A 24335-nucleotide genomic window follows, 5' to 3' on the forward strand; every position below is an offset into this window, starting at 1 on the left:
CCGAATCTCAACCGGCGACTATTTTTCGACACTCTCGTAAGCGAAAAGACCGTTCCAGGTCAGCTTCGCCTGTCGCACCTTGTCCGAATGTGCCGCGTTGTTGTTGTCGTTGAACACCGGAACGTCTGGCATGTCCTGGAACAGGATGGCCTGCGCCTTCGCGATGTGTGCGTAGGACTCCTCCGGTGTCGGCGCGGCCAGCGCGGCAGCGATGAGCTTGTCGAATTCGAGGTTGACGTAGCCGATGTCGTTGCTTGCCGAATCGGAAAGATACTGCGGCATCAGGAAATTGAGCATTGTCGGATAGTCGCCCTGCCAGGCATTGCGAAATGCGGTGCGGATGGTCTTTTTGGTGATCGCGTCGCGTAGGGGCTTGAACGTGGGGTAGGGCGTGCCGATGGCATCGATGCCGAGGGTGTTCTTGACGCCGTTGGCGACCGCCTCGATCCAGGCTTGATGCCCACCGTCGGCGTTGTAGGCGATCTCCAGGCGACCCGTCCACGGCGCGATGGCATTGGCCTGCTCCCACAGCTTCCTGGCCTCGTCCGGCTTGTACGTCAGTAGGTCCGCTCCGGGGAGATTGCCGTTGAAACCGGGCAGACTGGCGGAGGTGAAGTCCCGTGCCGGGACCTTGGTTCCGTGCCAGATGGTTTCGGAGATCTGCGGCCGGTTGATGGCCAGCGAGATCGCCCTGCGGCGTAGCACGCCTTCCTCGCCGTCGAAATGCGGCACGGTGGGCTGAAATCCGACGTGCTCGTATCGAGCGGTCGACTTCTGGATGGCGCGGTCGCCGAAATCGGATTGGAAGTTGGTCAACGCGTTGTCGGGGATGGTGTCGAGCAGGTCGAGGTTGCCGGACAGCATGTCCGCGTAGGCGGTCTCGTAGGTCGCGTACATGACGAACCGCAGCCCTTTGTTCTTGGCCGGACGCCCGCCGCGATAATCCGGATTCGAAACTAGATCGATCTGCACGTTGTGCTGCCAGGCCTCCGGACCGGCAAACTTGTACGGGCCGTTGCCGATCGGGCGCTCACCGAACGCCTTGATGTCCTTGTACGCCACCTCGGGCAGCGGAAAGAACGGCGCGAACCCGAGCGAGAGTTCGAAATCGATCGATGGGCGGATGAGATCGACCGTGAACGTGCGGTCGTCGATCACCTTCAGCCCCGACATCGTCTGCGCCTTCGGCTGATCCACCGATACCTCGTCATAGCCGACGATCGAGGCGAATATCCAGCTCTGCAGTTGCGCATTGGTGCTCAGCGCACCGTAATTCCACGCGTCGACGAACGACTTCGCCGTCACCGGGGAACCGTCGGTGAACGTCCAGCCCGGCTCGAGGGTGATCCGATAGTGTCGCCGATCGGTCGACTCGATCGACTGCGCCACCTCGTTGTGAGCAACACCGTCGGCGTCGTAGTACTTCAGCCCGGCGAACAAGCGGTCGACCACGCGGCCGCCCAGGTTCTCGTTGGTATTCGTCGGAACGAGAGGATGTTGCGGCTCACCACCGTTGGCGGTGACCACGCCCTCCGTCGCACCGCCTCCGTCGGACGTACAGGCCGTCAGGCCGAGCCCGGTCGCCAATACGGCGGCCGCCAGCAACGCAGCCCATCTGGGGGATCTCAACACGCTCTCCGTCCTCGAGTGGCCGAGTCGAAGCTGGCCATCGCAATAAAATTCGGACAATAGCGACTTCGTGCATCATCGTCCTCTTAATCCGCACTCCGGGCCGCAGAACAGAATGAACACTGCTACGCGTCGTTGCTGCGTGCGGTCGAGGCCACAGGCACATGATCGTTGGTGGCTTCGTCGTCGACCACGTTCAGTCGGGTCGCTGCCAGCGGACTGGTAGCTGTGTCCGGAAACTGATCCCACCCGAACCGGCCGCCTTCGACCGTGACCACCAACCAACGGCCATGAGCCCCTTGGCCGCCACGGCAGCCGATAAACGACGAATGGCTACGACCCAGTGGGTCGTAGCCATGAATTCTTGCCAGCAAGTCTCGGTGAAGTGGTCCCAGCTGGTTTCGAACCAGCGACCTCTCGCGTGTGAGGCGAGCGCTCTCCCGCTGAGCTATGGGACCTGAACTGTTGCCAGATGGCGGGTGCCCGGGTGGCGAAGCGCCGTCCGAACGAGATGGAACATTAGCACGGGGCACCGGCGGTTCACCAAATCGCCATCCGGGAGAGGGTGGAACATCGTGTGCGGCAGTCCGTCTCGGGGCAGGCCGCTCCCCTGACGCGGATGAGCACGCCACGGGTGAGTCGAACTTACGAATCCTCCTCAACCACACCGGCCACCTCCGCCACTCTGGCAACCTTCCGGATTTCGCCCGTTCTACCAGCGGATTTGTAGCTTTCACCGGGCGTCCGCTAATGTTCTGTCTCGCACCACGGAGGCCGGAACAAGCCGCCGAGATGCGAAACGCGGATGTAGCGCAGCTGGTAGCGCATCACCTTGCCAAGGTGAGGGTCGCGGGTTCGAATCCCGTCATCCGCTCGAAGAGTAGGGCAAGGCAAACTAGTTTCGCCGTCCCCCTTCGCACGGTGGAGTGGCCGAGTGGTGAGGCAACGGCCTGCAAAGCCGTGCACACGGGTTCGATTCCCGTCTCCACCTCGCGCGATTAGCTCAGCGGGAGAGCGCTTCCCTGACACGGAAGAGGTCACTGGTTCAATCCCAGTATCGCGCACCACCGTAGTACCAGGTCAGGCCCCCTTTCGAGGGGGCCTTTCTTGTTGTGCACCAGATATGCACCAGATAAGTCAGCGTCGTGGTCGACGAAGTTGCACCCGCACACGTCGTACGTGATCCCGCCGAGCTGATAGGTGCCGACCGACAGTCGGATCTTGCGCGGGCGCTAAGACTCGATCGTCAACCCGTTGTTGTTGGACTTCCGGCCACCGCGCAGCTCCACCTCGCGACGGCGCTAGGCAACGAGGGCGAGGGATAGCTCCTCCCGGTAGACGCTGGGTCTCCGCGAACACCCGCCGCAGTGAACACCATCCGCTCGTCAGTCGGCGCGGTGCCCCCGCTCTGGGGGCGCGGACTGAACTTGGGCAGCAGCGGCGTAACCAGCTCCCACAGCTCGTCCAGGACACGGCGTTTCGACAATTGGTCTTACACGAGTCGAACATCATGCGGCACAGCTAAATATGACAGGCTCGCCCGCGTTGAAGCATGATCGAAAAATGATCTGAGGTTGTCGAGCGTTCGTTCCACGATACGTAAGTTGATGTCATGTCATCGAGTCGAGAACGATCGAATGCCGTGGCCGCCGACTACGAATGGATCAAGGGCGATGATCTGTTCGAAGCGTACTGTGTGACCCTCGTTCGCGGAGTCACCCCACGGGAGTTCATGGACCGAATCGGTGCGCAGATCAAGTTCGACTCACTACCACTTGGCGACGAGGAGTACCTCGACGAGAAGTTCTCCGAGATCTTCTACAACGATTGGACCGACCTGCACGGCGACGGCGAAATGTTCATCGGGGCAACCACAGTGACGGGGGCTGGCGGCGATTGGACTCTAGCGGTGGAGCGCAACGGCTACCTGGGTATGAACGCCACACTGATGGCCTCGGTATCGGCAGGGACAACACTCGTCTCGCACTCGTACTGCCTGGGCGAGGGCTATTTCCGCTGGTTCGAGGACGGCGACCTCCGGCTGGAGTTTCAGGCCCAGGACGCTGGCGACCGGTGGGGCAGTACCCCGAACGCGTGTCTCGCGGAGATGCAGCAGATCGGCTTCCAGTTGGACAACCACCGCGAAGAGGTCGGCCCGACCAATACGGCCGCCTTCGCGCTGGCCGAACGGCTCACCGGAGTCCGGGTCACTGACGACATGCTTTACGGCGATACGGTCTACCTGTGCGGGACGGTATGAAGCGCGGCTGACACCCACGCCTGGGTAGAACGACACCTTCGTCAGTTGGTACAAACGGTGGTCATCGTGACCATCGAGGGTTCTCCAGGGGAACAACTATGGGGTTCAACACCGAAGCTGATGTCGGGGCGGTCGAACGGGGTGAGTGGTCCTATTCGCCGGCTGTTGCCGTCGGGCCGCTCCGGTTCGGCATGACCGTTGACGAAGTGGCCGAGGCGGCTGGGGTGCTCGGCCAGGCAACGGTCAGTGAGTGTCCACGGGACTACCCGATCTTCTCGCCGACTCGGAAGGTCGAAGTCCACCGTCACGGAGCGGCTCTTGCTACGCCTGCCATTACGGCTTATGTAAGCCAAGCAGGTGGGCTGTTCTGTATCGCTGTCGACGCCGTGCATGGTCCACAGGTCGCCTGTGACGGAATCCCGCTGGTCGGGAGGGACCTGTCGGAGCTGGAGCGCGACCAAATCGCGTACGCCGAGGCCAACGGCGTGCAATTTCGCTACACGCCCGAGGGCTACGCAGGACCGGATGATCCTGGAATCCTCTTGCGCGCGCAATATGTTGGGCAAGCCCTCCGATCGCGCCCGCTGTTCATGGTGTCGCGCGACGGCGTGTACACCGAATGGGACGCGATGCCCTCCGAGGAGGAGGGCATCTACGGTCGGCCTGACATGGTGTGACTCACAACGAAACGAATGACGGACGAGGACGAATTTCCGCGTGGCAGTGCGTCATTCGTGCCGCTGCCCCGGTGTGCGGAAGACTCCTCCGTGGCCGCGAGCCTGCGCTAACTCGGGCAACGATGTCGGGCAGGTGGCGCTTCGGCGCCCATCGAGGTTGTGCTGGACTGTTCAGTCGTACTTCCTCGTCGGGGACGTCTCCATGTCCCAGCCGCCGCCGTAGCTCCCACTGGTGTGTTGCCAGTAGATCTGGCCGAGCAGAGTGCCGGTTTCGTTGTTCACGATGCGCCAGGCGATTCGATACCCGGCAGTCCCAGGCGGGCCGTCGAACAGAATGCCCTCATAGAGCTGTTCGGCCTTCGCGTCCTCTGGGGTTTGTTGCCGCAGTTGGGCTTGCGCGGCTGTCTTGACCGCGTGGCGGTTTGCCCAATCTTCAGCCAGTGCGACGATGTCGTCCAGCGATTGCCCTGGTGGATCGTCGGTCGCCCCGCTTGCCGGGGTTCCGCTGCCCAGTGTGCGGCTGTCCCACGGCTCGAAGGTCAACTCGTCGTCCACTCTCAGTTTGTCGACGGCGGTCAGCAAGTCGGCGCCGGCCTCGACAACCTCTTCGTCATCGCGCGGCAGGATGAACAACCGCTGTGGGCGGCACGGGTGGAACACCAGCTGGTCGCCGTCGGCGTTGTCCCCGATGACCACACACTCGACCGCGCGATCCCTCGGTAGCAGTTCCCGACTTCGCCCCTGCTCCCAGAACCAATACTGTTTGATCCCCTGGCGCCACTGCGTCAGGTCCTGCTCGATCCGCCACGGCGGGTAGATGCGAACGCCTCCTACCTCGCCTCACCCAAGCGGGTCACGTAATCCCGGTACCCGGCCGGGAACGTGATCCACAGCTGCGCGGCCAGCGCGTCGACCTCTTCCGGCGTCGCCACCACCAGCGGTCCCCCGACCACCCGAACGTCCTCGATCCTCACGTAACCTCCCGCACAGTGCTGGTTCGACTGTCGCGCGGGCCGACCGCGGCCCGGACTGGGAACTTTCCAGCAAACCTACTGTCCTGCGGCTGCGTGTCAACGCGGGCAGGCAGATAGGTTCGCCGCTACCGGGCCGCCGACCACGCTGAAATCCCGATGCGCGCACGGCGACCGCGACTGGTCAGTTGATCAGGAGGTAATGACGGCGGCATCGGCCGAGAGGCCAGTTACCTCATTACCCGCTGATCATCTGTCCAGCAACGTATCTCGGGCGATGTCGGCCAACCAACAGGGACGCCGACTCAAGCATGTCCAGTGACACGAAATATCGAACATATGTTCTATCTTGAGGTAGGCTGACTCGGGTGAACATACATTCGACCGCGTTTGCGCCGGATGCTCCGGCACCAGGATGGCCGGATCTGGCCGATGTCGACTTGCTGCGCACCCTCGTCGAGACCGAACGCCGCCGGCGACGACTGGATGCTGCCATGCGCGCGGCCGTCGCCGAAGCAGAGCGTCGCGGTCTCGCCGCGGACACCGGCTATCGGGACACCGCGGAGCTGCTGACCGATCTACTCCGGATCAGTACCGACGAAGCGCGTCGACGAATCGAATACGCAGCTCCGCAAGCCCGCCCGCGTTCCAGAAAGGTCTGGAGAGTGCTGGCCGCAGCAAGTTGAGGCCGAGCCCAGGTGCCTCGACCTCTGTTCGGAGGGCTGCAAGGACTGACTGCCCGATCAGCGTGTAAGCGCCAGCAGAGGCCGCCTCCACTACGGCTCGTACAGGGGATGTCCGTGACGGGTTGCGCGAGGGGACAGCGATACTGGCGGAATGGTGAATCGGTGGGTTGGGGTGACGATCGATTGTGTGGATGTGCAACGGGTGGCGGGGTTTTGGAGTGCGTTGCTGGATCGTGAGCCGGGGCCGTCCGAACCTGGGTGGGTCTATCTCGGGCAGCGGGGAGACCAGCAGCCACGGCTGGTCTTTCAGCCGGTGGCCGAGCCTAAGAACAGCAAGGTGCGTCTGCATCTCGACGTCGCTGTGGACGACATCGACGACGGGATCGCGCAGGTCGTTGCGCTCGGCGGCCGGTGGACTGGTGAACGGCACGACTATGACCAAGGGGTGGTCGTGGTGATGGCGGATCCCGAAGAGCATGAATTCTGCCTCGTGCAGTACTACTGATCGGCGCTCCGATCTGGTGAAGGATTGGGACATGGAATTCGCGCGCTATCTCGAGCTGATCTGGTCCGATAGTGAGTTGTTGCTCGCGGCGGCTCAGCGAAGTCCACGAGGAGTCGTGCCGTCCTGCCCGGGCTGGACAGCTGCTGACCTTGTACGGCACGTTGGCCAGGTCTATGAGCACAAGGTCCTGTGCATGAAGCTGGATCGGGAACCAGCTGCCGAGGAGCGGATTCCGGAACCGGAGGAGTCCGCGCTCGGCGCATGGTTCGTCGCGCAACGGGACGCGCTGCTGGAGCAGTTGACTGCTCACGAACCACAACAACCGACGCACACCTGGTTTCCACCCGACCAATCCGTCGGATTCTGGTACCGCAGAATGGCTTTGGAGACGGCCGTGCACCGGGTAGACGCCGAGCTCGCGGCCGGCACCCGGACCGATATCGACCTGGACTTGGCGGCGGACGGGGTCGACGAGCTCGTCGGATTTGTCACGTACGACTTCGGCGACACCCCGGTGCTGGAGGAAGGAGCGGGCCGCACAGTGCAGTTGAGATGCGCGCATCATCGATGGGCGGTCACGCTGCGGCGGGAGGGCGTCGATCGCGCCGCTGATGATGCCTCCGCAGACTCTGGTTTACAGGGTGAGCCTTCGGATCTGCTTCTCTACCTGTGGAATCGCGATCGCGGCGGGGTAGCCGTCAACGCATGGGGTGACGAATCGACCTTGACTGCCTTTGGCACTCGACTCGCGGCGGAAACTCAGTAAAAGCCTCGGTGTCCACGGGTGCACAGTCAGCAGGTTCGGATGGAGCCGATCCCGTCGGATCCGCCGCTCACACAGGGGATGTCAGAGATCTCCGGGAGAGTCTCGATCGGGTCGGAGTCGGCCAGACGAACGGCAATGCCGCACAGCAAGATAGCGACCGCCAGGGCCACCATCGAGATCTCGGGGATTCTGGGTTTCAGCACCCGGATACGAGGGCGCTGGGTTATCGGAGACTCCTCGCCCGGCCAGGGAGCGGCGGACCTATCTGCCATTCGGGCCTCATGCAATCGAAAGAAAGTCTGCCGGATGGGCGCCGCGGGGCGAGGACTCGCGGGCCCGAGCCGTTCGGGCTGTCCGTGTGCATCCCCTCCTCGCAACGGTGCCGGCCTGCGAGTCCTCGCAACTGCGCCGGTCGCGGGAATGCCTTCATAGGCAGGGGCATTCCCGCGACCGGGCATGGCAGCGACACCCTGGGTGCGCCTCCGGGGTGTCGCTGCTGGCCGGTTAGCCTGCGGAACCCGTTGCCGGGCGGTTGTCGACCCACGCGCCGCGGTAGTCGATCCAGAGCGCGTGCGACGAGGTTTCCCCTGGTGCGTTGCAGCTGGGGGTCACGTCGAGGGTGGTACGCGGGCGGATCTTCCGGACCACGGGAACCTCGTGGGTGATGCGGCGATCGCCCCAGTCCGAGCAGGACACCAGAGCTTCCACCCGGTAGGTGTCATCGGTGTCGTTGCGGCAGACGAAACGGTCGCAATTGAGGCCAGGTGCCAGTTCCTGTGCGGCGGCCTGGGGTGCCAGCACTGCCACAGCGCTCGCGACCAGGGCAGTGACGCCCAGGCTGAACGCCAGCTGGTGACGCATGTATGAATCAACTCCAATCGAACGGGCCCGACCCGAGTTCCAATATCCCTGCACGGCCGTCATTTCTGGATCACTGCGCGCTCATAGGCGGCCCAGACCTTCGGTCATGCGCAAAAGACACTACGAAGGAAGCTCGATCGTCGGCGCGTTTACAGCCCGAGTCCAGCCTTCAGCGTCCCCCACGAATCATGCAGTGCGGCTTGCCAATAGGGCCACCAATGGGTGCCGACATCCGAATAACGCACTGTTGCGGCGACATTGTTCGCCTGCAGTTTCTCGTCGAAGGCGACGGTGCAATCGTGGACGACCGTCTCGAGGACGATCGAGTTGAACGTGTCGACCGGGTAACTGAAATCCGGGTCGTAGGTGAAATCGGACGGTCCTGGCAGACCGGTGCCGGAGGAAAGGTAGATCGCCTTACCGCGGAGTTGATCGAGGTGCAGGCTGGGATCGTGAGCGTCCCATTCGGGATTGCCCGCGGGACCCCACATGTTGTCGGGGTTGCCACCCTTGACCGTGACCGCCGACCGCACCGTCCCATAGTCGTATCGACTGGAAATCAGGCAGCCGCTGTAGGACGCCACCGCCCGGTACAGCGACGGATTGCGCACCGTCAGTGCCGCCGCGGCATGCGCGCCCATCGATATGCCGCCGATCGCGTTGATCCCGTTGCCGTGCAACACCTTGTCCAGCAGCGGCGGCAACTCGCGGGTCAGGAACGTCTCCCACATGTTGTGCCCGAGTTTCGGATCGTCCTGCAACCAGTCGGTATAGAAAGTCCCGACGCCGCCGACCGGCATCACCACGTTGACCGGCTTGTCGGCGAAGAATTTCACGACATCGGATTTCGCCGTCCAGGTGCTCTGCTCGGTGCTACCACCGTCGCCGTCGAGCAGGTAGTAGGTGGGATGCGGAGCCTGGTCCTTGGGAATCAGCACATCGAGCTGGACGACCCGCCCCATCGCGGGCGAGCGAACGTACACCTCTTCCCACTGGTCCGTCTTGGGCGTGATGTGGTCGATCACCGCCGCCGCCGACGGCTGCGCGCTCGCTGGGGTGTAGGAAATCGGCACAAGAATCATCGCGACGATCGCGAGAATGCCGACAATCCGACGTCCGGCATAATTTCCGGGCCCGAGCGACACGATGTGTACCGTCCTTGCTGTTGCCAACGCTGAACGCCAGAACTTTACATTTGGCAGCGCGCACAACACAGCAGCTGTGGCCCAATCGTCAAAGCCGCGCCGCGAATTGTCCGAATAACGAAATTCCGGGCTTGGCGAGTTTGTTGCCGGAGCGATGGCAGCCGATACCCAGCGCAAACACACTTCCGCGGCCCTCGACCAACCACTTCCCGCCCGAGGAGAGATCCCCAGCAGACAAGCCGGCCGGAGTAGCACAGAGCGATGCTTAGACTTCCCTCGTGACACGTGTGTTGATCACCGGAATGTCCGGCACCGGAAAATCCGCCCTGTTGAATGAGCTTGCCGCGCGCGGCTATCGAGTCGTCGACACCGATTACGGGGACTACTACGAGACAGTCGACGGCGAAAGCCTTTGGCGCGCAGACCGTATCGACGCGTTGCTGGCCACCGCACCAGACAACGGCGATCTGCTCTTCATCCAGGGAACCACCAGGAACCAGGTCGACTTCTACCCCCACTTCGACCACATCATCCTGCTCAGCGCCCCAGCGGACGTCCTCGTCGAGCGACTACGCACCCGAACCAGCAACCCCTACGGAAAGAACCCGGAAGAACTCGCCGAAGTGCTCGACTACCTCGAAACAGTCGAACCGCTGCTGCGCGAAGACGCCACCATGGAGGTGGTCACCACCATCCCCGTGGCCCAGGTCGCCGACGCCGTCCTGGACCACGTCCGCTAGGACCGCCGATCAGGGCCGGAGGGCGAGTTTGCCTACGGTGGATCGTGATTCGAGTTGAGTGAGCACCTTCGCGGCATCGGCCAGGTCGTAGACGGTGGGCAGTCCGGGCGGGTAGACGCCGAGGGCGATCAGGGCGGCGAGTTCCGTCATGAGGTCAGCGAAAACCGCGGGTGCGGATTCGATGAGGATGCCGACATGCAAGCCGATCACGTGGATCGGGTACGTGAAATTCAGCTCCCGGTTGCTGATGCTCGCCTCGCCGCCTGCGATGCCGTACACGACGACCCGCCCGGTCACCCGCTTGGCAGCGGCGAGACTGGACCGGAAGGTCTGTCCACCAACGGATTCCAGGATCAGATCGGCCCCGCGCCCGTCGGTGAGCCGCAGCACCTCGGCGGTCACCTCGGTAGCTCGATAGTCGATCACATGGTCGGCGCCCAGTGCGCGCACCGCGTCGTGCTTGTCCGGCGACGCGGTGGCAATCACGATGGCGCCGTAATGTTTTGCCATCCGGACCGCCGCCTGGCCGACCGCACCCGCCGCCGCGTGAATCACAACGATCTCCCCGGCAGCAATGCGCCCCAACGGTTTCAGCGCAGCCAACGCCGTAGCCCAGTTGAGGATCAGACCCAACGCCTGCTCGTCGGTCCAGCCCGCCGGAACCGCCGCCGCCCCCGCCGCGGACAACACCATGTATTCGGCGAAGGCGCCATATCCCGCGCCGATGACATGCTCGCCCACCGCAGGACCCGTGACGCCCGCACCGAGCGCGACGACCTCCCCGGCCGCCTCGAACCCGGCCAGATAGGGCGCCGCCGGACCGTTCTCATACGTCCCGTGTGTCTGCATGACATCCGCGAAATTGACCCCGGCAGCGGTGATCCGGATCAGCACCTCCCCCGGCCCCGGCGCTGGCACCGGCACATCGGTGCGCAGCCGCATGTCGTACGGACCGGTCAATGTCGGTTGCTCCACGGCGCGCATGGTGACAGGAATACTGCGGCTCATCGGAATTCGAACTCCATTCATCATGTCCGGCCGAGGCGGCGCAGTGAGAGCAAACCGGCCCGGTGTGATACATGACCTGTAGCCACCGCAGCAACCATCTTGTTCCCGAGACGAGAACTGTGTTCCGTCACGAATTCTCACCCGCTAGCTTGTCGCATATCCCAATTGATCCACCGAGATCGTCAATTTGATACCGACGCAATCGATTTGAGGTTTGCGTCACAGACGGTTCGCTTAAACTCGCGGAGGTGAGCATCCCCACGGAGCCAATCGGTAGCATTCCACGTCCTCGAGAGTTGCTGGCCGCGATGGCGGCCCATGGTGCAGGTGAGATCGATGACGCTGCGCTCGCGGAAGAACAAAAGCGAGCTGTCAGTGACACTGTTCGCCGCTTGGAAGAGATAGGCTCGCCGGTCGTCAGTGACGGCGAGCAGACCAAACCCAGTTTCGCCACCTATCCGATCGCCGGGCTCGACCAGCTGGCGCCCGACGGTGTGGTGATCCCGTTCGCCGACGGGCATCAGCGGCAACTGCCGTTGCTGACCGGCGGCCCGTTCCGGTATCAGGTGCATGCCGAAAAGTATTTGCGGGCAGCGCAGGAGCAGGCCACCGTTCCGGTCAAGCAGGCCGTCATCGCCCCGTCGGCGCTGAGCCTGCTGTACCCGCCCGGCGGCATCGACGGTTACTCGCAGGAGAGCTTCCTCGCCGATCTGGCCGACGAGGCCGAGGCCGATATTCGCGGCTGTCTCGACGCCGGTGCACCGGTGGTGCAGCTCGACTTCACCGAGGGGCGCCTTTCGCTGAAGCTCGATCCGAGCGGCGGCGTGCTCGACCAGTTCATCGCGCTGAACAACACGGTGCTCGAACGGTTCTCGCCCGAGGAGCGGGCCAGGATCGGGGTGCACACGTGCCCTGGCGGTGACCAGGATTCGACGCACAGCCTCGACGTGGACTACGCGGGCCTGCTGCCGAAGCTGTTGCAGCTGAAGGCGGGCAACTTCTACGTCCAGCTGGCCAGCGAGCCGGAACCGGACAAGATCCTGGCGCTCATCGCCGACCACCTGCCCGCGGATGCCCGCATCTTCATCGGCGTCACCGACCCGATCGACCCGAGGGTCGAGACGGCCGAGGAGGTCCGCGACCGGGTGCTCGCCGCGGCCAGGCATATCCCGGTCGATCGGCTCGGCACCTGCGACGACTGCGGGTTCTCCCCCTTCGCCGACGACACCTCCACCTCGCGCGAGACCGCGTTCGCGAAGATCAAGGCCCGCATCGACGGCACGAAGTTGGCCGCCGCGGAGCTGGGCGTCTGACGCGCGGCGACCCCCTGGCCGGTGCAGCGGAATTGTCGGTACCCGGCATTACGCTGATCGGACCATGAAACCGAGCCAGGGGGTCGCAGCGTGACGGTCAGCAGGGCGGTCGAGGCGCCCATCGAGCCGGACGGCACCGACCCCGAGCTCCTCGATCTGCAGGACGACATCTCGTTCGAGGTCGAGGAAGTCAACGAGCTGCTTGCCGAGCTGATCGCGATGCAGGCGGACCGCAAGGCGAAGGACGGGGAGATCCTGTCCGCTCGGCTCGGCGTCACCGGCGCACCGCCCGAGACGCTGGCCACCATCGGCGCCCGCTACGACCTCTCGCGAGACCGGATCCGGCAGCTGCACACCAAGGCGGTCGGCCAGCTGCTGCGGCAAGCCGCGCAGAGCGGGCATCGAGCGGCCTCGGTCTTCGCACGGCGCTATCCGATCGGCACCCGCGACCAGCAGCTGGTCCGAGCGTTGCTGGTCGAAACCTATGCCACCGATACCGATCTCGCGGCACACGAACTGTCGTATCTGAAGTTGCGCATCGCGGGGCACGCGTCCGAGGACGCGAAGCGCGTCGCGGGCTTCGTGGCGCAGCGCATCGCGGCCTGGCAGAAGAAGACGAACCGACGCCTGGCGAAGCTACGCGACGCCGAACCGCGCGCGACCAGCCAGCTGAATCCCTGGCTCGGACAGGTGGATTGGCCGGGGTCTGGCACACCGGACGCGCTGCCGTCGGCGTCGGCCCGCACCGTGGACAGCGACGACGACGGGCGCGGGCACTTCTACCTCGACAAGGTCGGGCGGGACGTGCCGTTCGACTCGGGGTTGGAGGCGCGCCTGCTGTGGATCCTCAACGCCAGCGACCTCGTCGACTCGTTCCAGGAACAGCCCGCCGCCGTCAGCTACGAGCTGGACGGCGCCGACCACGTCAGCTACCCGAGCATCGTCGCCAGGCTCACCGACGGACGTGTCGTGCTGATCGACGTCGAACCGCTCGGACACGTTGCCTTCCACGTCAATCGAGTGCGGGCCGCCGCGGGCCGCGCCTACGCACACGGCAGAGGCTGGGGCTGGCTGGTCTGGACCGGCAGCCTGATCGGCGTGCCTGATCTGCTCGCCAGGAAGGTCGACGCGCGAAGCACGGCACGCCTGACCGAGTTGCTCGACCAGGGCCCGGCGCCGTGGGCCGCCGTCCGGCAGGTCCGCGACGAAACCGGCTTGGAGCTGCTCGATTTCGTCACGCTGGTGCTGCGCAACGACTGGCGCTGGGACCGCGCGCCGTTCCGGCTCAGCGCACCACCATCGCACCCGCCACGAACGTGATGATCAGCATCATCGCGCAGCACATCATCAGCTGCCAGTGATTGATGGTCTGCTGCATGCTCTTGATGGTGGCGCGCAGCGAGGTGTCGACGCGGTGATGGTCGTCGAGCTTGCGGCGGGCCTGCGCGAGTGAGTCGGCGCGATCCTGCGCCTCCTGCTCCGCGCGTTCCAGTCGAGTCGTCAGCTTCATCAGGTTCTTCTGCTTGTCCCGCACCGTTTTCCGGGACAGTGCGAGCGCAGTGCGCTGGTTCACCAGCTCCTGGCGCTGTCGCGCGATGATCGTCGCCTGCGTCTTGGTGTGGTACTCCCAGTCGGCCACGGTGGCCCACCCTCCTGTCATCACCTCGCGATATCCCCAGACGATATCGCCGGTGACCCACCCTTCGATGAAGTCCCGCAGTTCCGTCGGATCCTTGCGCGGCCCGGCGACCGCGCTGTTCGCGGTGTCGAGCAAGCCGCTCACCGCCTGGTAATCGCATGCGGGCGGGGCGAAGTCGGCGATGCCGAGCGCGTGCAGGTAGTCGACCCAGTAGCCGGGCGGACAGAGCCACAGCACGTCCCGGATGCCCGCGGCCCGCAACCGCTCCGTATGTTCTTGCGCGAGAGCCCGTTCCAGCGAACCGCTGCGCACCTCGATGACGAACTCGCTGTCACCTTTACGCCAATAGATGTCTACGGGCAGCCCATCCACCCGCCGGTCCACCTCGGCCACCTCGGCGCCGTAGGCGAGCAGCCTGCCGCACATCCAGTGTTTCAGCCGCCGCATATCCCATTGCGCGGTCTCACATTCCGGACACTGACAGCCGTATCCGGCGGATTGCCGACGGGCTCTGCCCGGACCATCCGCTATACCCAACTCGGCGAGCATCGCCCGGCGACCGCAGGCGATCTCCGCCCGCTGCTTCGTTCTCACGCGACCACTCCCCTGCCCAAACCTCCGCAGGTCTGGCGACCTACGCCATAGATCAAGAGTGCGCCAGACTCGTCGACCTCGCCAGTCCCCTTTACCCCGCGCCCGGGTGCGCCACAATGGCAGATTTCCGATCGAACGCCTGGTCCCACCTGCGGCACAAGGAATTTCGGTGCGATAGCGGGCCGCAACGACACGCATCGTTCGGTGGATTGACAGTTACCGCCATCCTGCGACATCCCCGTGCTGCCCAGCACGGCAGTTGTTCGGACTGCCGCCAGCGCCGGAAACCGCATAGGCTACGAGCCGGGGTGCGCCTCGGCTTGTTGGTTGTCGCCGATGGGTAAGCAACGCTGTTCCGGACAAACCGGATCGCGCCGACCTCCGCCTGCAACGGCGCGGGACGGCCCGCCTACGCTGCTTCGATCAGATCCAAGGAGCCGGTCGCCGAACCGATCTCCATGGCCGAGCGCCAGCGAGTGAACCGACAACACAACCGCCCCTGGGCGAACGACGGTGGCACTGTCGTGACCCCGCGCAGTTCGAACCGGGCGGATAGAATCGTCCGGCCCAGCGGGAGCTGAGCCGACACGGGGAAGTGGGTACTGGATGGAGCACGGTCAAGAGGCCGGCGAGTCGATCGGCGCGATGCTGGCGAGCATCGCGACGGTTCTCCGGGAGGTCAGCGACAAACTGGACGCCGTGGCCGCCCGCGTCGACGGTGCACCGGTCGTCGTTTCGACCGACCGCAGCGTGGAAGCGCGACTGGCCAAGCTCGAGGCCTGGGCTTTCGGTGCCGGACAGGACATGTCGGGCATCAACCGACGGTTGGAGAAGCTAGAGTCCGGCGGCGGTTCCGCCCATGCCGCCCCGGAGGGTGAGCGCGCCGAGCGCCCGCCGCTACCGCGCGCGGCCTCGCGCAGGAACGCCGCCGCCAGCGAAGTGAGCACCTCGGCCCTGCGCGAATCCGGCTCGGGCGCGAGCACTCCCCTCGGCAGAGAGAGCACCGGCAGGCCGTCCGAGCCCGCCGCCGCGAGCACAACAACGACCTTCGAGTCCGCCGCCACCGCGCGCGACACCGCCGCCGCGACCAGGGAGAGCGTCTCCCGCCGCTACGACAGCACGCCAGACGCCCCGGCCCGCGATTCCGCGGCGCACGAACTGAACTCGGTGCCACAGCGCACCTTCAGCACGCCCCGCGAGCCAGCCGCGTACGAGTCGAGCAACGGAACGAACTTCACCGCCCCCACGCCGCGAGAGCCGAGCCAAGCGTCGTCCGCGAACTTCACCGCGCCGACTCCGCGCGAACCGCTGCCGGTCCGCCAATCGAACTTCACCACGCCCCGCGAACCGGCGAGCACGTCGTACCAGAACTTCACCGCGCCACCCGACAAGCCCTACGAGAGCATGATCCCCGCGGCCTCGACCAACGGCGACTACAGCATCGGCCGCACCAACGGGTCCGCGCCGGAGGAGAACGGCGTCGCGCTCACCGGCGCACACCGCGCGGGCGAGGAAGACCTGATCCCCGTGGACAACACGCACGTCGACAAGCTGCAGGCAATGCTCGACGAACTGAAGAAGACCGCGGCGGCGCCGCTCGGTCGCTCCGATGTGTTCGGTCCACCCCCCACCGATCTCAACTCGACGGGCTACCAGCCCGAGCGCTCCACCGACACCCCACGGGACTACCGACTGTCCGGCCCGCCGTCGCACTCCTGACACCCGCCGAAGCACCGCTCCGGTCCTACCGGACAACGAATCCGCGCGGACCACAACGGGTCTGTACATGCATCGTGCGCAGCCGCCCACAGCGCCTTACGCGGCGTCGGATTCCGCCGACCTGGTCAACAGGTCGGCGATCAGCTCACGCAGCCAGCGATGCCCGCTGTCGGCGGTATTGCGCGGATGCCACGCCATCCCGATCGCGACCTCGGGCAGCGGCAGCGGAATCTCGAAGGCGCACAACCCGAGCCCCGGCAGCGCCGAGCGGCTGAGCATGGCGGGCCCTGGGCAGATCAGATCGCTGGCACGCACCGCGAACAGGGCGGTGGTCAGCGTCGGCACGGTGGCGACAACGCGACGGGTGCGTCCGTGCAACGCCAGCCGGTCGTCGATCGGCCCGCGCGCGGCTCCGGTGCGCGACACACTCAGATGCGACGCTGCCGCGAAGCGTGCCACCGTGACTCGGTCGGTGAGCAGCGGATGATCGGCCGCCGCGATCCCGATGATCCGATCGGTGATCACCCGCCGCACGGTCGTCTCCGGATCGACATGGTCGATGACACCCACCTCGATATCGACCCGGCCGTCCCGCAGCGCCGCAGTGCCCTCCAGCGTGTCCGGCAGGAAGCGCAACGTCACGCCGGGCGCCTGCGCCCGCACCGCGGCCAGCAGCGGTGCGGCCAGCTCGGTGAGGACCATGTCCCCGGCCTGCACCGCGAAGCTCCGCTTCAGGACGCCGGGATCGATCGTCCCCCGCGGCGTCAGCAGCGCCCGCCCCTGCTCGACCAGAAGGCTGACCTCGTAACGCAATTCCAGCGCACGCGGGGTCGGCACCAGGCTGCGGCCCGCACGAACCAGCAGCGGATCGCCGAGCACCCGGCGTAGCCGGGCCAGCGTCCGGCTCATCGCGGGTGCGGACGTGTGCAGCCGCTCGGCCGCGCGCGTGACACTGTTCGTGTCGAGCAACGCGTCGAGGGCCACCAGCAGGTTCATGTCCAACGCCTCCACTCATGGATTATCACCAACGCAATGGTCGATTACCAACATTGCACTGGTGATAATCCGTGGCGCCTCCTACCTTTGATCATGACGGCGCCGTCCTGCCGAACGAAATGCCTTGTCGGAAGGACGCACAACCATGTCCCCTGTCTTCGAACCCGGTGCGCGGCTAGCGGTACTCAGCCAGAGCGGTTGCACATTGAACCTCTTCGATCTCGCCACCCAGACCCGCACCGCGCAGCTCGATGTGCTGCCGCAGGGCCACGAACTCTGCTTCGATCCGCGCACCCGGCTGCTGTACGCGAGCCACACCTACCGGGCCGGAACCTGGCTGGCACACGAGGGAGAAAGCCACGAAATCACCGTGATTGATGTCGATGCGCAACAGATCGTCGATGTCATCGATGTCGCGCCGGAGCACGCACCCCATGGGCTGCACATCGACGGCGAGGTGCTCTACGCCAGTGTCGAAACGGGGCCTGCGGGTCCGGGCGCGCTGCTCGCGATCGACCTGAACACCCGGCGCACACTGCGTCGCATCTCGGCGGACGCATGGGTCCCGCACTGGGCCGTTGCCACGCCGGACGGCAAGAAGGCCTACACCACCAACAAGACAGCGCCGTTCGTATCGGTCCTCGATCCGGCGGGGGTCGCGCCCACACGGCGAATCCCGGTGCAGGGCAGTGAAGGTCTCGCCCTGTCGCCCGACGGCTCCCGATTGTTCGTCGCCACCCCGGCGCTGACGCAGCATCCGGAAACCCCACGTGCGGTAGCGGTGATCGACGTCGGCACCGACACCGTCGTGCACACCATCCCGACGATGGCCGCGCCGAGCGCCGTCCACGTCGCCGACACCGGAACGCTCCTGGTCGGGCAGTGGCGATTCGAGCAGCAACGCGGCGGGTTTCGCGCGACAGGCGGCGTCCTGTCGAGCTACGACGCGGACACGTATGCGTTGCTCGGGCACACCGAAGTCGGGGCGGCGCCGCTCAACATCTGCGCGACCCCGGACGGCGCAACGGGTTTCGTGAGCAACCTGCAGTCCGGCACCGTCAGCGTGGTCGATCTCGCGCAGCGCACGGTGGTGGCGACGCTGGCGGTGGATCCGTCAGTCGACGGACCCAACCAGGGCGCGCACGGACTCGCCTACCTTCCGCCCGCGAATTAGCGAGGACCGCCCGGGGTTTCGGCCGGATACCGATCGTGCGGCGCCGGATGCTCGAACACCGGCGCGTTCGGCACCGGAGTTCCCTGCCGCCGCCGATCGTTCAACCCGCGGTAGGACTCCGGCTTGACCGTCCGGAACCACTGCGCGAGCCGAGTCCGCAGCGGCAGCCGGAACTTCAGGTCCGACAGCATCTCGTCGATATTGCGGATGGAGAACGGGGTGATCGCGGTGCCGTGCGCGTGGTGCCCGCTCGTGCGTTCGTCCATCCAGCGCAGCCGAGCATCGATCTGCTCGTTCGCGACCTCGGGCGTCGGCAGGTTGTCCAGCTGCCCGGCGAGCAGTGCGGCGATCCAGTGCGCGTTGACCTCGGCGTTCAGCGTGCTGATCACCGACGAGTTGTACCCGGCGAAGGTCAGATTCGGCACGTCGAGCGGCAGGATCTGCCGGTGCAGGCGGAAGTTGCCGTGCTCGTCGGTCAGCCGACGCTGGATGTACGGGGTCAGGAACGGCACCCGCTGCTGGAATCCGGTGGCGCACACCACCACGTCGGCCGGGATGAGCTGCCCGTTCGACAGTTGCACGGCGGGCGCCTCGCGGCCGCCGTGCATCTCGGTGATGGTGGTGTCGCGCTGCACCACGATGCGCCCGTTCGCCACCTGCTCGTAGAAGTTCTCGGTGGTGAGGCCGACGGTGCTCTCCGCGATCGTCTCGAACCGTCCCTCGGGGAGCAGATCGAGTTCGCGCAGGCGCATGTGCTTGGTGGCCAGCTCCTGGATCAGATCGAAATTGCTGACCCGGAACGACCGACCTGGCCCGGAGAGGTACCGATCCATCCGACCCGGCTGCCGGTGCGGGAAATGCGCCTCGCCGAAACGGGTGAGCATCAGCTGCTCGTAGTCGAAGACGCGCGCCATCTTGCGCGGCATCTTCCACAGCAGGCGCCGCGCGACCACGGTGGTCGAGGCCGCCACATCGCTCACCGCCTCGGCGATATCGCAGGCGGATTTGCCGTATCCGACCACAACGACCGATTTGCCGCGCACCGCTTCGAGTTCCACGAACTCCGAGGCGTGACCGAGCTGACCACCGGCGGCACGGAACAGCTCGATGCCGCGGTAATCGGGCACCGCTGGCTCACTGAACACACCGTTGGCGATGATCAGGTGATCGCAGGAGCTCCGATGAATGCCGGTCTCGTCCTTGACCTCCAGCAGCCAGCCGCTGTCCACCGGGTCGGCCGCGACCACCTCGGTATTGAGCCGCAAGTGCGCAAGCAGGCCGAAGCGCTCGGCGTAGGCGGCAAGATACGCCTGCATCTGCTCCCCGTCGAGCACCCGCGGAAAATCCGAAGGCATCGGGAAGTCGGAAAAGTGATAAGTGTTCTTCGAATTCTGCGTTCGCAGTCCCGGGTACCTGCGGGTCGCACTCCACACGCCACCGACATCGGGCGCACGGTCGAATATCTCGACCGGAAAACCCTTCTGGATCAGCACTTTCGCGCAGGCAAGACCTGCGATACCCGCACCGACGATCGCGATGCGGTTTCCGCTCGTCATGCGCAGGAGATTACGTCGCTAAGCGCGCACAGCAAAGTCGGTTCGCCGAAACCGGCCTTCAGCGCATGGCCGGAGCGCTCGCCAAATCCACCGGAAGATGCAGCAGACCGCGGATCAGAATGCTCTCCCGCCAGCGCAGCTCGTCATTGTCGACGGCAAGGCGCAGCTCCGGATAGCGCTGCACGAGCCTGGTCAACGCGATACGGGTCTCGACTCGGGCCAGGCCCGCGCCGAGGCAATAGTGGATGCCGTGGCCGAAGGCGATGTGGTTGGCAGGCCGGTCCGGATCGAACACCGTCGGGTCGGCGAAATGGCGTTCGTCACGATTGGCGGAGGCGAGCGCGACCAGCATCATCTCCCCCGCCGGGATCTCGGTGCCGCCGAGCGTGACGGGTGCGGCGGTATAGCGCAGCGTCGCGGTGTTCACCGGGCTGTTGAAGCGCAGCGTCTCCTCGACAAGCGGCACGACGGCGTCGGGGTCGGCACGCAGCGCGCGGTATCGATCCGGATCGGTCAGCAGGGCGAGCACGGTGTTGCCGATCAGGTTGACCGTCGTCTCGTGCCCGGCGACCAGGATGAGGAACGCCATCGAGATCAGTTCGTCGTGGCTGAGCCGATCGCCGTCCTCGGCGACGGTGAGCAGCTGGGAGATCAGGTCGTCGCCGAGCCCGCGGTCGCGGCGTAGCGCCACCAGGTGGTCGAAGAAGTCGACGATGCTGTTGGTCGCGTTGCGCATGCCTTCCGGCGTGGACATCGGGGGGTCGGCCACCGCGGCGGACCATTCGCGGAACTGCGCGCGTGCCTCGGCGGGCACGCCGAGCAGCTCGCAGATCACCGTGATCGGCAACGGGAAGGCGTACTCCTCCAACAGGTCGACCCGCCCGGTGGCGCCCGCGGCGCGATCGATCCCGTCCAGCAGCTCGTCCGTGATCGCCTCGATCCGCGGCACGAGCGCCGCCATCCGCGCGGGCGCGAACGCAGGTGTGACCAGTTTGCGCAGCCGCGAATGAACGGGCGGGTCGGCATTGAGCAGATGATGACTCAAGCGCATGTTGGCGGCGGCAACGCCACTCGCGCCCGCGCCGGCCTGCCTGGCCTGCGCGCCGATCTCGGTGTGCGGGTCCTTGCGGATATCGGGGTGGCGCAGCGCCTCTTTGATCGCGTCGTAGTCGACGACCAGCCAGACGCGCACCCCATTGCGCAGCCGGATCCGGTGCACGGGCCCCTCGGCGCGCAGCTGCCGATAGAAGGCGAATGGTGCACGGAAGAAATCGGCGGGCAGCTCTCGCATCTGGATTGGCCTCCGGCGTTCACGAGTTACGTTGCGGCTCTTCGATAGTGACATCCGCCACGGTGGACGGCCAGACCCGGCCGCGGTGATCATCCGGCCGATCGCCATTGTCGATCGCCGCCGCATGGGCGCGACGATTCGCTGCGCGAGCGCGGCGCAACCCCGCTACCCTGCGCAGATGAGTTCGATCGCACCCGTGCTGCGGGGTGCCCGGATCGCGAACTCCGTCGCGTTCGGGTTGCAAGGTTTCTTCTTCGCCGTGGTGTTGACCGAACTGCCACAGCAGAAGGACAAGTTCGGCCTGTCCGACGAGCTGATCGTCGGCTCGGTGGTGCTGGTGTCGCTGCTCGCGGCCGTCGGCAGCCTGACCGCCGAGCGGTTGGCGCTGCGCTGGTCGAGCCGGGCGGCGTTGCGCATCGGCCTGTTGCTCATCACGATCACCGGAACGGCGACCGCGTTCGCGCCCAACACGGCGGTGCTACTCGGCTGCCTCGGCGGCTACGGGATCGCGGTCGGCATCGTCGACGCGAGCCAGACCATGCAGGCGGTGTTCATTCAGCACGGGTACGGGCAATTCATTCTCACGTCCTTCTACGCCGCGTGGAGTGCCGGATCGATTGCCGGCGCGCTGTTCGTGTCGGGGTGCGAGGCCTTGGATGTGACGTTGCGCGAGACGCTGCTCGGCGCGGCGGGGATCGTGCTCGTCGTCGGGCTTGTGCTCGGTCCGCGGCTGCTCGGCCCGCAGGAGGCGGAGGCGGGACCGGCCGAGGAGCCCGCGGACGTCGAAACGGTCGCGCTGCGGGCGTATTTCGTGTTCGGGATCGCGATCGCGCTGGTGTTCGCGGTCGACCTGGCGGTGGGCAACTGGTCCGCGCTCTACCTGACCGAGGACTTGCTCGCCTCGTCGGCGACGGCGGCGCTCGCGCTCGCGGCCTATCAGGGCACCTCGTTGGTCGCGCGGCTGACCGGCGATGTGCTGGTGCGCCGCTTCGGCCCGCGGCGGGTGGCGCGCACCGCGGCGGCCGCTGGCGTAGTCGGCCTGGCGATCGTGATCGCGGCGCCGAACCCGGTCGTCGCGATCATCGGCTTCCTGATCGCCGGTGTCGGCATTCCGGTGATCGCGCCGCTGTGCTTCAGCGAGGCTGGGCAACTGACCAGCGGCCGCGCCCTCGATGCCATGATCGCCCGGCTGAATCTGTTCAACTACGCGGGCACGCTGCTCGGCGGCGGCGTGGTCGGCGCGGTCGCGGCAGGCTTCGGGCACCGCGTCGGTTTCGTGATTCCGCTGGTGTTCGCCGCGGCGGTGATCGGACTGGCACGGGTGTTCCATTCCCGACCCGAGGGGGACAAACATCCCACCTCTTCCAGTGAGCATGCTGTACTGGACTGATGAGCAGCATCCCAGTCACCGTGGACCGGGCCGGTCTATGGGACGCCGAAGAACTCAGCGACGTTGCAGCAGCTACCTTTCCACTGGCTTGCCCGCCTGGCTCGACTCCCGACGACATCGACATCTTCATCGCCGATGTGCTGTCCGGTGAACGATTCGGCGAGTATCTGAGTGATCCGGCCAAGACGGTGCTCAAGGCCGTCGCGGGCGACGACATCGTCGGCTACGCGATGCTCATCGCGGGCGACCCGGCCGATCCCGAGGTCGCGAAAGCGGTCGATCTGCGGCCGGTGCTCGAGATCAGCAAGATGTACGTGCTGCCGGGCCATCACGGCAGCGGGGTGTCGACGGCGCTGATGCTCGCGGCGCTGGAGCGGGCGCGCGAGGGCGGGTTTGCCGGGGTGTGGCTCGGTGTCAACGAGGAGAACGTCCGTGCGCAGCGGTTTTACGGCAAGCACGGGTTCGTCGAGGTCGGCACCAAGACCTTCACCCTCGGCAATCGGGTGGAGAACGACTATGTGATGCGCTTGGTGCTCTGAGTCCGGAAGTCCGCGGATTCACTGCACGCCGAGCGCATTTGCGGAGTGGGCATCGCAGTGCGCACGCCGAGCGAGCCCGTCAATGCCCGCACTCGTTTCACGAAATACTCACTTCACGAAATCGACCAGCGCCGCATGGAAACCCGGCGCGATCACGGCCATCAGGTGATCACCGGGCACCACGGCGAGCGTGCCGTTCGGTAGCGCCTCGGCGAGGCGCTCGGGTTCGGCGGCGAACGGATCGTTGTCACCCGCGAGCACGAGCGTCGGCATCTTGATATCGGCCACACCACTGATCGGCCTGGTATCGAGGCCGGTGGCGACCGCCTGAATGGCCTGCCGGTCGGCGTGCACCGCGTCCGCGAGGATGCGGAACATCATGGCGAGCGGCGGGGCTTCGCCGTTGTCGTCGCCCATCGCGATCTGCAGCTGGGACAGCTCGACCACCCGGCGGTCGACGCCGCCGCAGTCGAGCACGCCGGAGCCGATGCCGCCGAGCACCAGCCGCTCGACCCGGTCGTCGGCGGCGGCGACCAGCAGCGAGATGATCCCGCCCATCGAATACCCCACCTGCACAACACGATCGAAGCCGAGTTCGTCGTAGAGCGCGCGCACGTCCTTGGCCATGAACTCCCAGGAGTAGCGCGCCGGGTCGTGTGGCTTGTCGGAGCGGCCGTGCCCGCGCGCGTCCAGCGAGACCACGGTGCGCCCGGCCGCCTGCAGTGCGCCGACCACGCCGGTGCTCATCCAGTTCGCGTTGGTATCCGCGACCACACCGTGCTGCAGCACGACGGGAACACCCTCGCCCTCCCACACCCGATAGTTGAGTTCCAGGCCGTCCCACGTCGTGAACTTCGTCATGACCGGATCGTAGCG

Annotated in this window: 23 protein-coding genes and 4 tRNA genes; 15 read left to right on the forward strand and 12 right to left on the reverse strand. The window is 65.7% G+C overall.

Translation table 11 applies throughout. The features are described 5' to 3' along the window. Positions 1-18: 18 nt before the first annotated feature. Both NA11_RS02110 and NA11_RS02115 read right to left on the reverse strand, forming a co-directional pair. On the reverse strand, positions 19-1629 hold the full coding sequence (locus NA11_RS02110; protein ID WP_245745674.1) for a peptide ABC transporter substrate-binding protein: 1611 nt from the start codon (positions 1627-1629) through the stop codon (positions 19-21). Positions 1630-2015: 386 nt separating this feature from the next. After that, positions 2016-2087 (reverse strand) — tRNA-Val (locus NA11_RS02115). Positions 2088-2430: 343 nt separating this feature from the next. Here NA11_RS02115 and NA11_RS02120 point away from each other — a divergent pair. From NA11_RS02120 to NA11_RS02140, 5 genes are all read left to right on the forward strand, one after another. Further along, positions 2431-2503 (forward strand) — tRNA-Gly (locus tag NA11_RS02120). Between the two features lie 46 nt (positions 2504-2549). Beyond that, positions 2550-2620: transfer RNA gene (locus tag NA11_RS02125), tRNA-Cys, on the forward strand. 1 nt (position 2621) lies between these two features. Further along, positions 2622-2696: transfer RNA gene (locus NA11_RS02130), tRNA-Val, on the forward strand. A 545-nt stretch (positions 2697-3241) separates the two neighbouring features. Continuing rightward, entirely contained in the window at positions 3242-3889 is a 648-nt protein-coding gene (locus tag NA11_RS02135; protein ID WP_069159998.1) for a DUF6461 domain-containing protein, read from the forward strand. Between the two features lie 98 nt (positions 3890-3987). Then, positions 3988-4566 (forward strand): hypothetical protein, encoded by a 579-nt coding sequence (locus tag NA11_RS02140; protein ID WP_069159999.1) that lies wholly within the window; start codon positions 3988-3990, stop codon positions 4564-4566. A 171-nt stretch (positions 4567-4737) separates the two neighbouring features. Here NA11_RS02140 and NA11_RS02145 read toward each other — a convergent pair whose 3' ends face one another. Then, entirely contained in the window at positions 4738-5262 is a 525-nt protein-coding gene (locus NA11_RS02145; protein ID WP_069160000.1) for a hypothetical protein, read from the reverse strand. Positions 5263-5396: 134 nt separating this feature from the next. Next, positions 5397-5540: an SMI1/KNR4 family protein gene (locus tag NA11_RS44585; RefSeq protein ID WP_141717349.1), complete on the reverse strand. Its 144-nt coding sequence runs from the start codon at positions 5538-5540 to the stop codon at positions 5397-5399. 365 nt (positions 5541-5905) lie between these two features. On the opposite strand from NA11_RS44585, the gene NA11_RS02150 reads away from it, so the two are divergent. The 3 genes from NA11_RS02150 (at position 5906) to NA11_RS02160 (ending at position 7494) form a co-directional block, all read left to right on the forward strand. Further along, on the forward strand, positions 5906-6223 hold the full coding sequence (locus tag NA11_RS02150; protein ID WP_245745675.1) for a DUF222 domain-containing protein: 318 nt from the start codon (positions 5906-5908) through the stop codon (positions 6221-6223). A 151-nt stretch (positions 6224-6374) separates the two neighbouring features. Next, a complete protein-coding gene (locus NA11_RS02155; protein ID WP_069160001.1) occupies positions 6375-6728 on the forward strand; it encodes a VOC family protein in 354 nt (117 codons plus the stop codon). Between the two features lie 31 nt (positions 6729-6759). Further along, positions 6760-7494: a maleylpyruvate isomerase family mycothiol-dependent enzyme gene (locus NA11_RS02160; protein ID WP_069160002.1), complete on the forward strand. Its 735-nt coding sequence runs from the start codon at positions 6760-6762 to the stop codon at positions 7492-7494. A gap of 504 nt (positions 7495-7998) precedes the next feature. Here NA11_RS02160 and NA11_RS02170 read toward each other — a convergent pair. Together NA11_RS02170 and NA11_RS02175 are read right to left on the reverse strand one after the other, a co-directional pair. Beyond that, positions 7999-8355, reverse strand: coding sequence for a hypothetical protein (locus tag NA11_RS02170; protein ID WP_069160004.1), 357 nt, complete (start codon positions 8353-8355; stop codon positions 7999-8001). Positions 8356-8504: 149 nt separating this feature from the next. After that, positions 8505-9677 carry an alpha/beta hydrolase gene (locus NA11_RS02175; protein ID WP_245745677.1) on the reverse strand — a complete coding sequence of 391 codons (1173 nt, stop codon included), beginning with the start codon at positions 9675-9677 and terminating at the stop codon, positions 8505-8507. 101 nt (positions 9678-9778) lie between these two features. On the opposite strand from NA11_RS02175, the gene NA11_RS02180 reads away from it, so the two are divergent. Further along, entirely contained in the window at positions 9779-10240 is a 462-nt protein-coding gene (locus NA11_RS02180; protein ID WP_167837537.1) for an AAA family ATPase, read from the forward strand. 9 nt (positions 10241-10249) lie between these two features. On the opposite strand, the gene NA11_RS02185 is transcribed toward NA11_RS02180, so the two are convergent. Further along, positions 10250-11224 (reverse strand): zinc-binding dehydrogenase, encoded by a 975-nt coding sequence (locus NA11_RS02185; protein ID WP_245745693.1) that lies wholly within the window; start codon positions 11222-11224, stop codon positions 10250-10252. Positions 11225-11496: 272 nt separating this feature from the next. Between NA11_RS02185 and NA11_RS02190 the strand changes: the two genes are divergently transcribed. Next, entirely contained in the window at positions 11497-12561 is a 1065-nt protein-coding gene (locus tag NA11_RS02190) for a cobalamin-independent methionine synthase II family protein (RefSeq protein WP_069160007.1), read from the forward strand. Between the two features lie 90 nt (positions 12562-12651). Then, a complete protein-coding gene (locus NA11_RS02195; RefSeq protein ID WP_069160008.1) occupies positions 12652-13881 on the forward strand; it encodes a sigma factor-like helix-turn-helix DNA-binding protein in 1230 nt (409 codons plus the stop codon). Here the strand turns inward: NA11_RS02195 and NA11_RS02200 are convergent. Beyond that, positions 13847-14794 carry a hypothetical protein gene (locus tag NA11_RS02200; RefSeq protein WP_245745678.1) on the reverse strand — a complete coding sequence of 316 codons (948 nt, stop codon included), beginning with the start codon at positions 14792-14794 and terminating at the stop codon, positions 13847-13849. The two genes, NA11_RS02195 and NA11_RS02200, sit on opposite strands and share 35 nt — an antisense overlap. A gap of 606 nt (positions 14795-15400) precedes the next feature. On the opposite strand from NA11_RS02200, the gene NA11_RS02205 reads away from it, so the two are divergent. Then, positions 15401-16513, forward strand: a complete 1113-nt coding sequence (locus tag NA11_RS02205; RefSeq protein WP_069160010.1) for a hypothetical protein — start codon at positions 15401-15403, stop codon at positions 16511-16513. A gap of 96 nt (positions 16514-16609) precedes the next feature. On the opposite strand, the gene NA11_RS02210 is transcribed toward NA11_RS02205, so the two are convergent. Next, positions 16610-17515, reverse strand: coding sequence for a LysR family transcriptional regulator (locus NA11_RS02210; RefSeq protein WP_069160177.1), 906 nt, complete (start codon positions 17513-17515; stop codon positions 16610-16612). Between the two features lie 139 nt (positions 17516-17654). On the opposite strand from NA11_RS02210, the gene NA11_RS02215 reads away from it, so the two are divergent. Further along, entirely contained in the window at positions 17655-18683 is a 1029-nt protein-coding gene (locus tag NA11_RS02215) for a YncE family protein (RefSeq protein ID WP_069160011.1), read from the forward strand. Here the strand turns inward: NA11_RS02215 and NA11_RS02220 are convergent. Further along, positions 18680-20239, reverse strand: coding sequence for a flavin-containing monooxygenase (locus NA11_RS02220; protein WP_084653962.1), 1560 nt, complete (start codon positions 20237-20239; stop codon positions 18680-18682). The two genes, NA11_RS02215 and NA11_RS02220, sit on opposite strands and share 4 nt — an antisense overlap. A gap of 58 nt (positions 20240-20297) precedes the next feature. Further along, complete coding sequence (locus NA11_RS02225) at positions 20298-21530, reverse strand: cytochrome P450 family protein (protein WP_141717351.1); 1233 nt, start codon at positions 21528-21530, stop codon at positions 20298-20300. A 178-nt stretch (positions 21531-21708) separates the two neighbouring features. Here NA11_RS02225 and NA11_RS02230 point away from each other — a divergent pair, with 178 nt between their 5' ends. Next, complete coding sequence (locus NA11_RS02230; protein WP_069160180.1) at positions 21709-22920, forward strand: MFS transporter; 1212 nt, start codon at positions 21709-21711, stop codon at positions 22918-22920. Beyond that, positions 22920-23459, forward strand: coding sequence for a GNAT family N-acetyltransferase (locus NA11_RS02235; protein WP_439957035.1), 540 nt, complete (start codon positions 22920-22922; stop codon positions 23457-23459). The genes NA11_RS02230 and NA11_RS02235 overlap by 1 nt, the downstream gene beginning before the upstream one ends. Before the next feature lie 108 nt (positions 23460-23567). On the opposite strand, the gene NA11_RS02240 is transcribed toward NA11_RS02235, so the two are convergent. After that, positions 23568-24320: an alpha/beta fold hydrolase gene (locus NA11_RS02240; RefSeq protein WP_069160182.1), complete on the reverse strand. Its 753-nt coding sequence runs from the start codon at positions 24318-24320 to the stop codon at positions 23568-23570. Between the last annotated feature and the right edge of the window lie 15 nt (positions 24321-24335).

This window comes from Nocardia altamirensis NBRC 108246, from assembly GCF_001612685.1.
GTDB classification, from domain to species: domain Bacteria; phylum Actinomycetota; class Actinomycetes; order Mycobacteriales; family Mycobacteriaceae; genus Nocardia; species Nocardia altamirensis.

What these genes read in the sequence shown, in the direction of transcription:
- NA11_RS02240 (WP_069160182.1), bottom strand. Translation starts at nt 24,320, where the DNA reads ATGACGAAGTTCACGACGTGGGACGGCCTGGAACTCAACTATCGGGTG.
- NA11_RS02215 (WP_069160011.1), top strand. Translation starts at nt 17,655, where the DNA reads ATGTCCCCTGTCTTCGAACCCGGTGCGCGGCTAGCGGTACTCAGCCAG.
- NA11_RS02220 (WP_084653962.1), bottom strand. Translation starts at nt 20,239, where the DNA reads ATGACGAGCGGAAACCGCATCGCGATCGTCGGTGCGGGTATCGCAGGT.
- NA11_RS02225 (WP_141717351.1), bottom strand. Translation starts at nt 21,530, where the DNA reads ATGCGAGAGCTGCCCGCCGATTTCTTCCGTGCACCATTCGCCTTCTAT.
- NA11_RS02135 (WP_069159998.1), top strand. Translation starts at nt 3,242, where the DNA reads ATGTCATCGAGTCGAGAACGATCGAATGCCGTGGCCGCCGACTACGAA.
- NA11_RS02170 (WP_069160004.1), bottom strand. Translation starts at nt 8,355, where the DNA reads ATGCGTCACCAGCTGGCGTTCAGCCTGGGCGTCACTGCCCTGGTCGCG.
- NA11_RS02140 (WP_069159999.1), top strand. Translation starts at nt 3,988, where the DNA reads ATGGGGTTCAACACCGAAGCTGATGTCGGGGCGGTCGAACGGGGTGAG.
- NA11_RS02230 (WP_069160180.1), top strand. Translation starts at nt 21,709, where the DNA reads ATGAGTTCGATCGCACCCGTGCTGCGGGGTGCCCGGATCGCGAACTCC.
- NA11_RS02185 (WP_245745693.1), bottom strand. Translation starts at nt 11,224, where the DNA reads ATGCGCGCCGTGGAGCAACCGACATTGACCGGTCCGTACGACATGCGG.
- NA11_RS02235 (WP_439957035.1), top strand. Translation starts at nt 22,920, where the DNA reads ATGAGCAGCATCCCAGTCACCGTGGACCGGGCCGGTCTATGGGACGCC.
- NA11_RS02155 (WP_069160001.1), top strand. Translation starts at nt 6,375, where the DNA reads ATGGTGAATCGGTGGGTTGGGGTGACGATCGATTGTGTGGATGTGCAA.
- NA11_RS02205 (WP_069160010.1), top strand. Translation starts at nt 15,401, where the DNA reads ATGGAGCACGGTCAAGAGGCCGGCGAGTCGATCGGCGCGATGCTGGCG.
- NA11_RS02160 (WP_069160002.1), top strand. Translation starts at nt 6,760, where the DNA reads ATGGAATTCGCGCGCTATCTCGAGCTGATCTGGTCCGATAGTGAGTTG.